This window comes from Streptomyces sp. WM6386, from assembly GCF_000972385.1.
In the GTDB taxonomy this organism is placed as follows: domain Bacteria; phylum Actinomycetota; class Actinomycetes; order Streptomycetales; family Streptomycetaceae; genus Streptomyces.
Map to the genome: position 1 here is coordinate 13,538 of NZ_JXTE01000005.1, position 14,362 is coordinate 27,899.

12 protein-coding genes are annotated in these 14,362 nt (G+C 70.9%); 8 read left to right on the forward strand and 4 right to left on the reverse strand.

Annotated features, from left to right (window positions below):
• The first annotated feature begins 265 nt into the window (after positions 1 to 265).
• The 6 genes from TN53_RS04355 (at position 266) to TN53_RS48140 (ending at position 4,969) form a co-directional block, all read left to right on the forward strand.
• Entirely contained in the window at positions 266 to 1,105 is an 840-nt protein-coding gene (locus tag TN53_RS04355) for a helix-turn-helix domain-containing protein (protein WP_046256996.1), read from the forward strand.
• Positions 1,106 to 1,204: 99 nt separating this feature from the next.
• Positions 1,205 to 2,707: a 30S ribosomal protein S12 methylthiotransferase RimO gene (rimO, locus tag TN53_RS04360; RefSeq protein ID WP_095046287.1), complete on the forward strand. Its 1,503-nt coding sequence runs from the start codon at positions 1,205 to 1,207 to the stop codon at positions 2,705 to 2,707.
• Entirely contained in the window at positions 2,704 to 3,423 is a 720-nt protein-coding gene (gene pgsA, locus TN53_RS04365; RefSeq protein ID WP_046256997.1) for a CDP-diacylglycerol--glycerol-3-phosphate 3-phosphatidyltransferase, read from the forward strand. The genes rimO and pgsA overlap by 4 nt, the downstream gene beginning before the upstream one ends.
• Complete coding sequence (locus tag TN53_RS04370; protein WP_046256998.1) at positions 3,420 to 3,956, forward strand: CinA family protein; 537 nt, start codon at positions 3,420 to 3,422, stop codon at positions 3,954 to 3,956. The genes pgsA and TN53_RS04370 overlap by 4 nt, the downstream gene beginning before the upstream one ends.
• A 109-nt stretch (positions 3,957 to 4,065) precedes the next feature.
• A complete protein-coding gene (locus TN53_RS04375; protein WP_046256999.1) occupies positions 4,066 to 4,446 on the forward strand; it encodes a helix-turn-helix domain-containing protein in 381 nt (126 codons plus the stop codon).
• 253 nt (positions 4,447 to 4,699) lie between these two features.
• Entirely contained in the window at positions 4,700 to 4,969 is a 270-nt protein-coding gene (locus TN53_RS48140; RefSeq protein ID WP_095046288.1) for a hypothetical protein, read from the forward strand.
• Here TN53_RS48140 and TN53_RS04380 read toward each other — a convergent pair.
• The 4 genes from TN53_RS04380 to TN53_RS04395 form a co-directional block, all read right to left on the reverse strand.
• Positions 4,917 to 5,678, reverse strand: a complete 762-nt coding sequence (locus TN53_RS04380; protein ID WP_046257000.1) for an SDR family NAD(P)-dependent oxidoreductase — start codon at positions 5,676 to 5,678, stop codon at positions 4,917 to 4,919. The genes TN53_RS48140 and TN53_RS04380 overlap by 53 nt on opposite strands.
• A gap of 32 nt (positions 5,679 to 5,710) precedes the next feature.
• Positions 5,711 to 6,547: an Fpg/Nei family DNA glycosylase gene (locus tag TN53_RS04385; protein ID WP_046257001.1), complete on the reverse strand. Its 837-nt coding sequence runs from the start codon at positions 6,545 to 6,547 to the stop codon at positions 5,711 to 5,713.
• 176 nt (positions 6,548 to 6,723) lie between these two features.
• The gene (locus TN53_RS04390) at positions 6,724 to 11,607 is read right to left on the reverse strand and encodes an ATP-dependent helicase (protein ID WP_046257002.1); all 4,884 of its coding nucleotides are present in this window, start codon (positions 11,605 to 11,607) and stop codon (positions 6,724 to 6,726) included.
• A 219-nt stretch (positions 11,608 to 11,826) separates the two neighbouring features.
• Complete coding sequence (locus tag TN53_RS04395; protein ID WP_046257003.1) at positions 11,827 to 12,771, reverse strand: hypothetical protein; 945 nt, start codon at positions 12,769 to 12,771, stop codon at positions 11,827 to 11,829.
• A gap of 80 nt (positions 12,772 to 12,851) precedes the next feature.
• Here TN53_RS04395 and TN53_RS04400 point away from each other — a divergent pair, with 80 nt between their 5' ends.
• Both TN53_RS04400 and TN53_RS04405 read left to right on the forward strand, forming a co-directional pair.
• The gene (locus TN53_RS04400; protein ID WP_046257004.1) at positions 12,852 to 13,046 is read left to right on the forward strand and encodes a DUF3046 domain-containing protein; all 195 of its coding nucleotides are present in this window, start codon (positions 12,852 to 12,854) and stop codon (positions 13,044 to 13,046) included.
• 60 nt (positions 13,047 to 13,106) lie between these two features.
• Entirely contained in the window at positions 13,107 to 14,354 is a 1,248-nt protein-coding gene (locus tag TN53_RS04405; RefSeq protein WP_095046289.1) for an AI-2E family transporter, read from the forward strand.
• The last annotated feature ends 8 nt before the right edge of the window (positions 14,355 to 14,362 follow it).

The window sequence follows — 14,362 nt, forward strand, 5'->3', positions numbered from 1 at the left end:
GGAAACGGGGCGCAGTGGTCGCCGGGCCCACGGATGAGCCGCCGATGGGTGTTCGATCGTGACTCACCCGTAAGGGATCATTGAGCAACCGTTTCCCTTCGGCGTACGTCAAGTTGAGGGAAGCGAAAAGCTGCTGCCCCACCATCGGTGTGTCCGGCCATTCCGATGGCGTACAAAGTCCCACCGCCCGGTTGCCCCACCCTTTCGCACCCCCCCTAGACTGAATCCTCAGCACAGGTGGCTTAAACGCTCGAAAGGCGCCCCCGTGTCCATCGGCAACTCCCCTGAAGACGAGCGTCCGTTCGAAGACGACCGCGAGGAAGCCCGTATCTCCATCGGCCGTGCCCTCCAGCAGGCACGTATCGCGGCCGGGCTGACCGTCGACGACGTCAGCAACGCCACCCGGGTCCGCATCGCCATCGTGCATGCCATCGAGGCGGACGATTTCACCCCCTGCGGCGGGGACGTCTACGCCCGTGGGCACATCCGGACCCTGGCCAAGGCCGTCCATCTCGATCCGGCCCCGTTGCTGGACCAGTACGCCGCCGATCATGGCGGCGGGCGTCCGGCGCCGACCCCGGCCGCCCCGCTGTTCGAGGCGGAACGCATCCGTCCCGAGCGGCGTGGACCCAACTGGACCGCGGCCATGGTCGCCGCGATCGTCGCCGTGGTCGGCTTCGTCGGGTTCACCGCGTTCAAGGGTGACGACGAGGGTGGGAAGGCGCAGGTCGCCGAGGGTGCCGCGCCCTCGGCCAGCAAGTCCTCCTCTCCCACGCCCAAGAGTGAGAAGCCCGAGTCGCCGAAGCCGGACCCGTCCGACAGCGCCATCGCGGCCGCGCCCCAGGACAAGGTGACCGTCCAGGTCGGCGCCCCCGACGGCAGGAGCTGGATCTCCGCCAAGGACCACAACGGCCGGCTGCTGTTCGACGGGGTGCTCGAGCAGGGCGAGAGCAAGACCTTCCAGGACAGCGAGAAGATCAACCTCGTCCTCGGCGACGCCGGGGCGATCCAGCTGTATGTGAACGGCAAGAAGATCGACGACGACTGGCAGCCGGGAGCCGTGGAGCGGCTCACGTACACGAAGGGCGACCCGACGGTCGGTTAGGGCCCGGGTGAGCGTTCCGGCAGGCATGGAAGGGGTTGGCGCCAAGATCGCCAACCCCTTCGACGTGGGCTGTCAGTGGAACGAAGTAGTCTTGAGCCCATGCCTGAACGCCGTACCGTCGCACTCGTCACTCTTGGCTGCGCCCGTAACGAGGTGGACTCGGAGGAGCTCGCAGGCCGCTTGGAGGCGGACGGCTGGGAACTCGTCGAGGACGCCGAGGACGCGGACGTCGCCGTCGTCAACACCTGTGGCTTCGTCGACGCCGCCAAGAAGGACTCCGTCGACGCCCTCCTGGAGGCCAACGATCTCAAGGGGCACGGCAGAACCCAGGCCGTCGTGGCGGTGGGCTGCATGGCCGAGCGGTACGGGAAGGACCTCGCCGAGGCCCTCCCTGAAGCGGACGGTGTGCTCGGCTTCGACGACTACGCCGATATCTCGGACCGCCTGCAGACCATCCTGAGCGGCGGCATCCACGCCGCCCACACCCCGCGCGACCGGCGCAAGCTGCTGCCGATCAGCCCTTCGGAGCGGCAGGAATCGGCGGCGGCGGTCGCGCTGCCGGGGCATGGGGCGACCGTCGAGGTCGCCGCGCCCGCGCCCGCGCCCGCGGACCTTCCGGAAGGGCTCGCTCCGGCCTCCGGCCCCCGGGCACCCATGCGCCGCCGACTGGACGGCGCCCCGGTGGCCTCGGTGAAGCTCGCCTCCGGCTGCGACCGGCGCTGCACCTTCTGCGCCATCCCGTCCTTCCGCGGCTCCTTCATCTCGCGCCGCCCCTCCGACGTGCTGAACGAGACACGGTGGCTGGCCGAGCAGGGCGTCAAGGAGATCATGCTGGTCTCCGAGAACAACACCTCGTACGGCAAGGACCTGGGCGACATCCGTCTGCTGGAGTCCCTGCTGCCCGAGCTCGCCGAGGTCGACGGCCTGGAGAGGGTGCGCGTCAGCTACCTCCAGCCGGCCGAGATGCGACCCGGGCTCATCGACGTGCTCACCTCCACGCCCAAGGTCATGCCCTACTTCGACCTCTCCTTCCAGCACTCCGCCCCCGGCGTGCTGCGCGCGATGCGCCGCTTCGGCGACACCGACCGCTTCCTGGAGCTGCTCGACACCATCCGCGGCAAGGCCCCGCAGGCAGGCGTGCGCTCCAACTTCATCGTGGGCTTCCCGGGCGAGACCGAGGACGACCTGGCGGAGCTGGAGCGGTTCCTGAACGGCGCTCGGCTGGACGCCATCGGCGTCTTCGGCTACTCCGACGAGGAGGGCACGGAAGCGGCGACGTACGACAACAAGCTCGACGAGGACGTCGTCGCCGAGCGCCTCGCGCGGGTTTCCCGGCTGGCCGAGGAACTCGTCTCGCAGCGGGCCGAGGAGCGCGTGGGCGAGACCGTGCACGTGCTGGTGGAGTCCGTGGACGACGAGGGTGTCCACGGACGCGGCGAGCACCAGGCCCCCGAGACGGACGGCCAGGTGCTGCTCACGAGCGGCGAAGGTCTGAGCGTCGGTCGTATGGTCGAGGCGAAGGTGATCGGTACCGAGGGTGTCGATCTGGTGGCCGAGCCGCTGGCCGGCTCGCTCGGGTGTAGTGAGGAGGCGGGCAGATGACCGGAGCACCGGCATCCGCTGCGGGTGGCCCCTCCCAGGCGGGTGCGTCCGGCACGGCGGGTGCGTCCGGCGCCGAATCCGGTGCCAAGTCCGCGCGCAGCGGCAAGATCGTGGCCGCGGCCGTCAACGAGGCCAGCCTCTGGAACATCGCCAACCTTCTGACCATGCTCCGGCTGCTCCTCGTGCCGGGCTTCGTCGCGCTGATGCTGGCCGACGGCGGGTACGACCCGGCCTGGCGGTCGTTCGCCTGGGCCGCCTTCGCCGTCGCGATGATCACCGACCTCTTCGACGGTCATCTGGCGCGCACCTACAACCTCGTCACCGACTTCGGGAAGATCGCCGACCCCATCGCCGACAAGGCGATCATGGGGGCGGCGCTCATCTGTCTGTCCTCCCTCGGCGATCTGCCGTGGTGGGTGACCGGCGTCATCCTCGGGCGGGAACTCGGGATCACGCTGCTGCGTTTTGTGGTCATCCGGTACGGCGTCATCCCGGCGAGCCGCGGCGGCAAGCTGAAGACACTCACACAGGGCATCGCGGTCGGCATGTACATCCTGGCGCTGACGGGGTGGCTGGCCACCGCGCGGTTCTGGGTGATGGCTGTGGCGGTCGCGCTGACCGTGGCGACCGGCCTCGACTATGTGAGACAGGCCATTGTGCTGCGCCGGCAGGGAATCGCCGAGCGCGAGGCGGCGTTGGAGGAGACGGAAGCGTGAATTCCCCGGCCACCGAAGTGGTGCGACTACTCGCGGTGAGGGCGGAGACGCTCGCGGTCGCCGAGTCGCTCACCGGTGGGTTGGTTGCGGCGGAAATCACAGCGGCCCCCGGGGCGTCCAAGGCGTTCAGGGGCTCGGTGACTGCCTACGCCACCGAGCTGAAGCATGAACTGCTCGGCGTCGACGCCACTCTGCTGGCTGAGCGTGGAGCGGTGGATCCGCAGGTCGCGGCCCAGATGGCGGCCGGAGTGCGCAAGGCGCTCGGTGCCGACTGGGGCATCGCGACCACGGGTGTCGCAGGCCCTGAGGAACAGGACGGAAAGCCCGTCGGGACGGTCTATGTGGCGATCGACGGACCCACCCCGGAACTCTCCGGTGGCGGGAAAGTGGCGTCACTGCGGTTGAACGGCGACCGGGCGGAAATTCGTATGGAGAGTGTACGGAGCGTACTCGCACTGCTCCTTCAGGAGCTTGCGGGCGAACAGACCGGGAATGAGCGGGCACAGGATACGGAACGGAACGGGGGGTTTTGATGTTTGCAGCCCTGAGTGAACACGACATCGCTCCCCGCACGGCCGCGGCGCAAGGCGGTACGGTGGGGCGTGAAGGATGCGGCTACGCGGTCCGAGGAGGGAGCCACCGATGATTCTGCTCCGTCGCCTGCTGGGTGACGTGCTGCGTCGGCAGCGCCAGCGCCAGGGCCGTACTCTGCGCGAAGTCTCCTCGTCCGCCCGAGTCTCACTCGGCTATCTCTCCGAGGTGGAGCGGGGGCAGAAGGAGGCATCTTCCGAGCTGCTCTCCGCCATCTGCGACGCGTTGGACGTACGGATGTCCGAACTGATGCGGGAAGTGAGCGACGAGCTCGCCCTCGCCGAGCTGGCCCAGTCCGCTGCGGCCACCCCCAGCGAACCCGTGCCCACGTCGGTACGTCCGATGCTGGGCTCCGTCTCGGTGGCCGGTGTGCCGCCGGAACGGGTCACCATCAAGGCGCCCGCCGAAGCGGTGGACGTCGTCGCCGCTTGAGCGTTACCGGCGTTTGCGCTTGAGATGCGCTCGAAGACGAGCTGAGGGCGCGCTGAGAAGTGCGGGAGGCCCCGGCCAGGTTTCTCCGGATCATCCGGAGAGGCGTTGGCCGGGGCTTTCGTGCATCGTGGAGTGACGTGGTTCGCGGTCACCGGTGCCGGTTGTGCGGACGATGCCTCTCTGCGCTGTCGGTGCGCCCGCGCGGTGGGTGACGGAGGTGACCTAGCTTCAAGCGTGGGCTGGAGGTGGGTTGATGGCGCGGCCGATAGTGCGGTGGGGGGTGGCCCTCGGGGCCGGGGTGGTGTGGTGGTGGGCCGTGCTGCGGCTGGCCTTCGCTCCCGGCGCGGGGGTGCTGGAGGGTGCGGTCGCCGCCGGAGGGTGGGGGCTGAGTCTGCTGCCGGTCCACTGTGTGCCCAGGGCGCGGGCGGCCGGGGCGCTTGCGGTGGGGCGGTGGCGGGCGGCCTGGGGACTCACCACGGCATCGCCACTCCGCCGTTCGGACGCAGGATCTGGCCCGTCGTGAAGGACGAGGCGTCGGACGCCAGATACAGCACGGCATGGGCGATGTCCTCCGGCTCGCCGACCCGGCCCAGCGGGGACATCCGGGCCATCAGCGCCTCGGTCCGCTCCTGGGCCTCGCCATGGCGGTCGGTCATGGGGGTGCGGATCCAGCCCGGGGCGACGGCGTTGACGCGGATGCCGTGGCGGCCGACCTCAGTCGCCAGGGTCTTCGTCAGCTGGACGACGGCCGCCTTGGCGGCGCCGTAGCAGAGCAGGCCGGGACCGCCGGTGTCGACGGCGCCGGAGGCCATCGTGATGATGCTGCCCCTGGTCCGGTGCTCCAGCATCAGGCGGGCCGCCTCCTGGCAGGCGTACAGGACTCCCTTGAAGTTGACGCTCAGGACCCGGTCGAGGTCCTCGTCCCGGGTCTCCAGGACCGGGCTGCTGTGCATGATTCCGGCGATCGCCGCCATCACGTCCAGGCGCTCGCAGGAGGCGACGGCCTGGTGGAGCCGGTCGCGGTCCGTGACGTCGAGGTGGTGGGTGTGGGCGGCACCGCCCACACCCTTGATCAGGGTCGCCGTCTCGTGCAGGCCCCGCGCGTCCCGGTCCGCGCAATGCACGGTGGCGCCGGCTTCGGCGAGCAGGATCGCGCAGGCGCGGCCGATACCGCCGGCGGCGCCGGTGACGAATGCGGTGCGTCCGGTCAGGTCGTACGCGCTGACGGTCATGGGGGGACGGTACGAGGGTTTCTGACGGGGCGTCAATTAGTCGTACGGTGTGGGGTTCCGGGGCGTTGGACTGTGCCCGGGGCCGGTCCGGTCTGGCATGCCGGGCACCAGTATGTGGGACGTTCGCGGGAGCCGTCGCCCTGGTCGGCCTTGCGGACGGGGGTGTGGCAGCGCAGGCACGGGTGGCGGGCGCGACCGTAGACGAACAGGTCCTGGCCGCGGCGGCCCGTGGTGGTGCGGACCGGGCGGTCGCGGTTGGCCTCCAGGAGCTTCTTGGCGAGCGTGGGCAGCTTGGCCGCGCGGTCCTCGGGGAGGGCGCCGACGGGGAGCCACGGGGTGACGCCGAGCAGGAAACAGAGCTCGCTCTTGTACACATTGCCGATGCCGGCGAGGTTGCGCTGGTCGAGGAGCGCCTCGCCGAGGGGGCGGGCGGGGTCCTGGAGGAGGTTGGCGAGGGCGCGGCCCGGATCCCAGTCGGGGCCCAGGAGATCGGGGCCCAGGTGTCCCACGGCACGGTGTTCGTCGATGGTGCGCAGGAGTTCCAGGACGGGGAGGCGGTAGCCGACCGCCGTGCGGTCGGCGGTACCGAGGATCGCGCGGATCTGGTGCGTGGGACCGCCGGTCCAGCGCTGGTCCGTGGCGTACACCTTCCAGGAGCCGTCCATTTTCAGGTGCGAGTGGAGGGTCAGGCCGCCCTCGATACGGGTGAGCAGATGCTTGCCGCGCGGGGTGACGTCCAGGACGGTCCGGCCCGTGAGGTCGGCCGTGGCGTACTTGGGGACGCGGAGGTCGCTGCGGGTGAGTACCTTGCCGGCGAGGGCGGTGTGCAGTCGGCTCGCTGCCTGCCGGACGGTGTCTCCTTCGGGCATGGGTCAAGGGTGGCATGGGGTGGTGGGTGGGCGCCCAATGGGTTGGGGGCTGCTGTCTTTGTGGCGGGTGCGGGTTGTCGGTGGCTTGTCGCGCCCCGCGGCGGAGCCGCAAATCGACACAGCCCCGCGCCCCCAAGTCGGCCCGGCCTGCCGTTGGCCAAGAGGGGCTGGGCGTGTCAGGCCCGTAGGCGTAGGCCCCGTGGGGTGGCGATGAAGCCTGATCCCTCCAGGAGGGTGCCGATGGGGGACGTCAGGGCTGGGGTGCCATTGATGCGTTCCACCGTGACCGTGCCGAGGGAGCCTGCGCGGGCGGCCGTGGCGAGGGCTTCGGCGGCTGACTGGAGGCGTGGGTCGTCGGTGGCCTTGGCGTCCGGGTCCTCCGGCCAGGCCAGCAGGGTCTTGCCGCCGCGCTCCATGTAAAGGGTCAGTTCGCCGTCCACCAGGACCACCAGGGATCCCGCCTTACGGCCCGCCTTGTGGCCCGCGCCGGTCGGGGGCTCCGGCCAGGGGAGGGCGGCGCCGTACGCGTTCGCCGGGTCGGCGGCGGCGAGGACGACGGCCCGGGATTCGGGGGTGCGGGTCGGGGACCGGTGGGGGGTGACGGCGTGGCTTGGGCCGTACGGCCCGCTGCGGGGGCCGCCGGTGCCTGGTGAGGCCAGGTCACGGGGGGAGACATAGTCGCCGGGGGAGCGTGGGATCTCGTCCAGCCAGCCGAAGTCGGCGAAGTCGTCGGCGGGGGCGGTGCCGACGGGCGCCTCGAAGCCGTCCTCTGGGCTGGGGGTACCGAAGCCGGTGTTCGCGCCCGGCAGGCCGTCTCCCCGTTCGCGGGCGTTGGCCACCGCGCGGAGGCGGTCGACCGCGCCGTCCATGGCGAACTGGGCGGCGCCGAGGCCTTCCACGACGTAGCCGCGGCGGGCCTGGCCGGTCTCCTCGAAGGCGGACAGGATGCGGTACGTCGCCGAGAAGCCGCCCTCGACGCCTTCCGCGGAGACCGCGCCCCGGGTCACCACACCGTGCCGGTCGAGGAGGGTGCGGGCCAGGGCGTGGGCGCGCAGGGTGGGGTCGGGCTCCCGGTCGGGCAGCAGGGACCAGCGGCCGGCGACCGTGGGAGGTCCGGTTCGGGAGGCGGGGCGGGCGGCGGCGGTGAGGGAGCCGTACCGGCCGCGCGGGACCGTGCGCTTGGCGCGGTGGGCCGTGGAGCCGGCGGTGCGGCCCGAACCCAGCAGGGAGCGCATGGGGGTGAGTGTGTCGTTGGTCAGGCGGCCGGACCAGGCCAGGTCCCAGACGGTGTCGGCGAGTTGGGGATCGGTGGCGTCGGGGTGGGTGGTGGCGCGGACCTGGTCGGCGATCTGGCGGAAGAACAGGCCGTAGCCACCGGAGAGGGCGGTCAGGACGGACTCGTGGAGTGCCGTCAGCTCCAAGGGGTGCGGTGGTGGCAGGAGCAGGGGCGCCGCGTCGGCGAGATAGAGGGAGACCCAGCCGTCCTTGCCGGGGAGAGAGCCGGCTCCGGCCCACACCAGCTCGCCCGCGGAGGTGAGTTCGTCGAGCATCGCCGGGGTGTAGTGCGCGACGCGGGACGGCAGGACCAGCTTCTCCAGGGCGGAGGCGGGCACGGAGGCGCCCTGCAACTGCTCTACCGCACGCACCAGTCCGTCGGCACCACGCAGCCCATGGCCCTTGCCGATGTGCTGCCACTGGGGGAGGAACTGGGCCAGGGCGGGTGGGGACACCGGCTCCAACTCGTGGCGCAGGGCGGCCAGGGAACGGCGGCGCAGTCGGCGCAGTACGGCGGCGTCGCACCACTCCTGACCGATGCCCGCCGGGTGGAACTCGCCTTGTACGACACGCCCGTTCGCGGAGAGGCGCTGCAACGCGCCTTCCGTGACCGCCACGCCGAGGCCGAACCGGGCCGCCGCGGACGCCGAGGTGAACGGGCCGTGGGTGCGGGCATGACGTGCGAGGAGGTCACCGAGCGGATCCTTGACCGGTTCCGTGAAGGCTTCCGGTACGCCGACCGGCAGCGCTGTGCCCAGTGCGTCGCGCAGACGGCCGGCGTCCTCGATCGCCGCCCAGTGGTCGGTGCCGGCGATGCGGACCTTGATCGCGCGCCGGGCTCGGGCGAGCTCCTGTGCCCACGGTGGCTCCGCGCCCCGCTCGGCCAGCTCCGTGTCCGTGAGGGGGCCGAGGAGGCGGAGGAGGTCCGCGACGCTCTCGGCGTCCTTGGCTCGGCGGTCCTCGGTGAGCCACTGGAGTTCTTGTTCCAGTTCGGCCAGCACCTCGGCGTCGAGCAGCTCGCGCAGCTCCGCCTGGCCGAGCAGTTCGGCCAGCAGACGGGAGTCGAGGGACAGGGCCGCCGCGCGGCGCTCGGCGAGCGGTGAGTCCCCCTCGTACAGGAACTGGGCGACGTATCCGAAGAGGAGTGAGCGGGCGAAGGGGGACGGCTCGGGGGTGGTGACCTCGACCAGGCGGACCTTGCGGGACTCCAGATCGCCCATCAGCTCGACGAGGCCGGGGACGTCGAAGACGTCCTGGAGGCACTCGCGGACCGCCTCCAGGACGATCGGGAACGAGCCGAACTCGCTGGCGACCTGAAGCAGTTGGGCGGCACGCTGGCGTTGCTGCCACAGCGGGGTGCGCTTGCCCGGGCTGCGGCGCGGCAGCAGGAGCGCGCGGGCGGCGCACTCCCGGAAGCGGGACGCGAACAGGGCCGATCCGCCTACCTGGTCCGTGACGACCTGGTCGACCTCGCCCTTGTCGAAGACGACGTCCGCGGCGCCCACGGGGGCCTGGTCCGCGTCGTACTCCGTGCCGAGCTTGGTCGGTTCCTGGTCGAGCAGGTCCAGGCCCATCAGGTCGGCGTCGGGCAGCCGTAGGACGATGCCGTCGTCGGCGTGCATGACCTGGGCGTCCATGCCGTACCGCTCGGAGAGCTTGGCGCCCAGGGCGAGGGCCCACGGGGCGTGCACCTGGGCGCCGAAGGGGGAGTGGACGACCACGCGCCAGTCGCCGAGTTCGTCGCGGAAGCGCTCCACGACGATCGTGCGGTCGTCGGGGATGTGGCCGCAGGCCTCGCGTTGTTCGGCGAGGTACGCCAGGACATTGTCGGCCGCCCAGGTGTCCAGGCCTGCCGCGAGGAGGCGTGGGCGGGCCTTGTCCTTGGGGAGCGAACCGACTTCGCGGAGGAACGCGCCCACCGCGCGGCCGAGTTCGAGCGGGCGGCCCAGCTGGTCGCCCTTCCAGAAGGGGAGCCTGCCCGGGACACCGGGGGCGGGGGAGACCAGGACGCGGTCGCGGGTGATGTCCTCGATGCGCCAGGAGCTGGTGCCGAGCGTGAAGACGTCGCCGACCCGCGACTCGTAGACCATCTCCTCGTCGAGCTCGCCCACTCTTCCGCCGCCCTTCTTCGGGTCGGCTCCGGCGAGGAACACTCCGAAGAGGCCGCGGTCGGGGATCGTGCCGCCGGAGGTGACGGCGAGGCGCTGGGCGCCGGGGCGGCCGGTGATGGTGCCGGCGACCCGGTCCCAGACCACGCGGGGGCGCAGTTCCGCGAAGGCGTCGGACGGGTAGCGCCCCGCGAGCATGTCGAGGACCGCGGTGAAGGCGGAGTCCGGCAGGGAGGCGAAGGGAGCGGCTCGGCGGACCATGGCGAGGAGGTCGTCCAGCTGCCAGGTGTCCATCGACGTCATCGCGACCAACTGCTGGGCCAGTACGTCCAGGGGGTTGGCGGGGACCTTCAGGGACTCGATGGAGCCGGTGCGCATGCGTTCGGTGACGACCGCTGCCTGGACCAGGTCGCCTCGGTACTTCGGGAAGACCACGCCGGTGGAGACCGCGCCCACCTGGTGGCCCGCGCGGCCCACGCGTTGGAGGCCGGAGGCCACGGAGGGGGGTGACTCGACCTGGACGACCAGGTCCACCGCGCCCATGTCGATGCCGAGTTCGAGGCTGGAGGTGGCGACCACCGCGGGGAGACGGCCCGCTTTGAGGTCTTCCTCGACGAGGGCGCGTTGTTCCTTGGAGACCGAGCCGTGGTGGGCGCGGGCGATGACCGGAGGTGCGCCCTGGGCCGCGCCTGAGCCGCCCATGAGTTCCGCGGGGGCGTGGTGTTCGTCCAGGGTTTCGCCTGTTGCCCGTTCGTAGGCGATCTCGTTGAGGCGGTTGCAGAGGCGCTCAGCGAGGCGGCGGGAGTTGGCGAACACGATCGTGGAGCGGTGGGACTGGACGAGGTCGGCGATGCGCTCCTCCACGTGGGGCCAGATCGAGGGGCGTTCCGCGCCCTCGGTGCCGTCGGCCACCGGGGAGCCGCCCAATTCGCCCAGGTCCTCCACGGGGACCACGACGGACAGGTCGAATTCCTTGCCGGATTTCGGTTGGACGATCTCCACCTTGCGGCGAGGGGAGAGGTAACGGGCGACCTCGTCGACCGGGCGCACGGTCGCGGAAAGGCCGATGCGGCGGGCCGGCTTCGGGAGGAGTTCGTCGAGGCGCTCGAGGGAGAGGGCGAGGTGGGCGCCGCGTTTGGTGCCCGCGACGGCGTGCACCTCGTCGAGGATGACCGTCTCGATGCCGGTCAGCGCGTCGCGGGTGGCCGACGTCAGCATCAGGAACAGGGACTCCGGGGTGGTGATCAGGATGTCCGGGGGGCGGGTGGAAAGGGCGCGGCGCTCGGCGGCGGGGGTGTCGCCGGAGCGGATGCCCACCTTGACCTCGGGCTCGGGGAGGCCGAGGCGGACGGATTCCTGGCGGATGCCGGTCAGAGGGCTGCGGAGATTGCGCTCCACGTCGACCGCGAGGGCCTTGAGGGGGGAGACGTACAGAACTCGGCAGCGCTTGCGCGGGTCCGCGGGTGGGGGTGTGGAGGTCAGCTGGTCCAGGGCGGCGAGGAAGGCGGCCAGGGTCTTGCCGGAACCGGTGGGGGCGACCACCAGGACGTCCGAGCCCTCTTTGATGGCGTTCCACGCGCCGGCCTGGGCCGCGGTGGGCGCGTCGAAGGCTCCCGTGAACCAGCCGCGGGTGGCGGGGGAGAAGCCGTCCAGGGCTCGGCGTGCGTCGCTGACCATGTGTCCATCCTGCACCCGGGTACTGACAAACGGATCTGACCTGCGGTTTCCCCTGGTGAGGGCGCGCATCGTATGCCTGCTGCGGCCCGTGCGGCTTTGATGGGGTGCGCGTTGCGCATTGCTCCGTGCGGAAGAACTTTGTGCGGCACACCCACGAGAACTTCGTGATCGCCGCCATCGCCGATGGCGTGGAGGTTTTTCACTACCGGGGTGCCGGGATCAGCCGATCGAGCGGCCGTACGTCCTCAGGGTGCGCAGTGCCTCGATCGTCACCATGGGGCGTGCCTCCAGGGCCGCGCTCGGGGCCCACCGGCGCCAGCGGATCGGCCAGCCGCCGTCCTCCTGCTGTTCGCCCGTGAGGAAGTCCAGGGAGCGCTCCATCTCCTCGTCCGTGAACCACGCGCGCGCGAGCGAGTGCGGGGTCTTCGCGTAGTCGTGCGGGAAGTGGTGCTCTCCCGGGGCGTAGCCGGGCGACACCGGGTAGGAGTCGAGGCGCTCCGGGTCCAGTGCCGCGAGGCGGTGCTCGCGCACCAGACGGCCGAGCCGGTCGGCGGCCGCCTCCGCGCGCGGACGGTCGGGAGCGGAGTCCAGGAAGGCCACGGCGGCCTGTACCTCGTACGGGTGCGATTCCCGCAGGGACTCGACCGCGTGCCAGCAGAAGTCCGTGGCCCGGAACAGCCAGGCATGCCACACCTCGTTGCGGTGCAGCAGGCCCACCACCGGGCCGGTGGCGAGGAGCTCGCTGGGCGGGTCGTCCACGATCGGGATGAACGGGGCCGCGGGATAGCCGCGCTGGCTGGGACGGATCGCCGGCAGGGCGCCGTCCGGGCTGGAGACCGATGTCAGATAGCGGCACACCCGTTCCACGCGCTGGCCGCCGCAGCGGCCGATGGCATCCAGGACGCTCAGTGCGTGACCGGCGTGCAGCGGCTGGCTGACCGGGCCGCGCAGGTCGGGCTCCAGCGCGTGGCCGTATCCGCCGTCCTCGTTGCGGTAGGCGTCCAGCGCGGTCTCCACCGGGTCGGCGTTCCCGTTCAGGAAGTGGTGTGCGAAGAGGCGCTGTTCCAGCACGCGCGCGGTGAGCCAGACGAAGTGCTCGGCGCGGAAGAGCGGGGAGTGCGCCGGGGGCGTCGGGGGGAGTGAGGAAGCTCCTGTTTCGGCCATGCGTCAGACCGTAGGACGGAAAGCGTTCTCGACAAGCGGTCCCGGCCGAGGCCCACTCTCAGGGGCGGGATACTGGTGTCATGCGGTTGACGGTCTTCTGGCAGCGGATGGCGGAGCACTTCGGTCCGGGCTCCGCCGAGACCTTCGCGCGTGACCACGTCATGGCGGAGCTCGGTGGGCGCACGGTGTACGAGGCGCTGGACTCTGGCTGGGAGGCCAAAGACGTGTGGCATGTGGTGTGCGGCGTCATGAACGTGCCACAAGAACAGCGCTGACCGGTCACTAAGATCGGAGGGGGGCAGCGCATTGTCGGCCACGTGGGCGAAACTTGCTCCGTGGCACCCACCGACGAGACCGACGAGGTCCCCCAGCACGCGTCGCCGTTCGGCACGACGCCGCCCACCCGGCCCCCGGCCGACGGACCCACCGGGGCGAACTCGCGCATGCCACGCTGGATTCCGCGTGCCGTGGTGCTCACGCTCGCCCTCTATGCGGCCTTCCAGTTGGGCACGTGGGCCTTCCACCAGCTCACCGGGCTGCTGATCAACATCCTCATCGCGTTCTTCCTGGCTCTGGCCATCGAACCGGCGGTGAGCTGGATGGCCTCGCGAGGGGTGCGCCGGGGGCTGGGTGCCTTCCTCGTCTTCCTCGCCGTGCTGATCGTGTCCGCGGGCTTCGTGACCCTGCTCGGCACCATGCTGGCGAACCAGATCATCAAGATCGTCGAGGATTTCCCCGCCTACATCGACTCCGTCATCAACTGGATCAACACGCATTTCCACACCGACCTGAAACGGGTGGATGTGCAGGAGGGGTTGCTGCGCTCCGACTGGCTGCGCAACTACGTGCAGAACAGCGCCACCGGCGTCCTGGACGTGTCCGCCCAGGTTCTCGGCGGGCTCTTCCAGCTGCTGACGATCGCGCTGTTCTCGTTCTACTTCGCCGCGGACGGCCCGCGACTGCGCCGTGCGCTCTGCTCGGTCCTGCCGCCCGCCAAGCAGGCGGAGGTGCTGCGGGCCTGGGAGATCGCCGTCAACAAGACCGGCGGCTATCTGTACTCACGCGGTCTGATGGCGCTGATCTCCGGCGTCGCGCACTACGTCCTGCTCCAGGCCCTGGCGGTGCCCAACGCGCCCGTGCTCGCCGTCTGGGTGGGGCTGGTCTCGCAGTTCATCCCGACGATCGGTACGTATCTCGCGGGCGCGCTGCCGATGCTGATCGCCTTCACGGTCGATCCCTGGTACGCGCTGTGGGTGCTGATCTTCGTCGTGATCTACCAGCAGTTCGAGAACTACGTGCTGCAGCCCAAGCTGACCTCGAAGACCGTCGACGTCCACCCTGCCGTCGCCTTCGGCTCGGTCATCGCCGGTACCGCCCTCCTCGGTGCGGTGGGCGCGCTGATCGCCATTCCGGCGGTCGCCACGCTGCAGGCGTTCCTGGGGGCGTATGTGAAGCGGTACGACGTCACGGACGACCCCCGGGTCCACGGTCACCGCCTGTCGGATTCCAACCTCTTCACACGCGCGCGTGCGCTGTGGACGAGGCGGCCCGGGGAGCGGGACTCGACGGACGATTCCTCCTGAGAGGCACC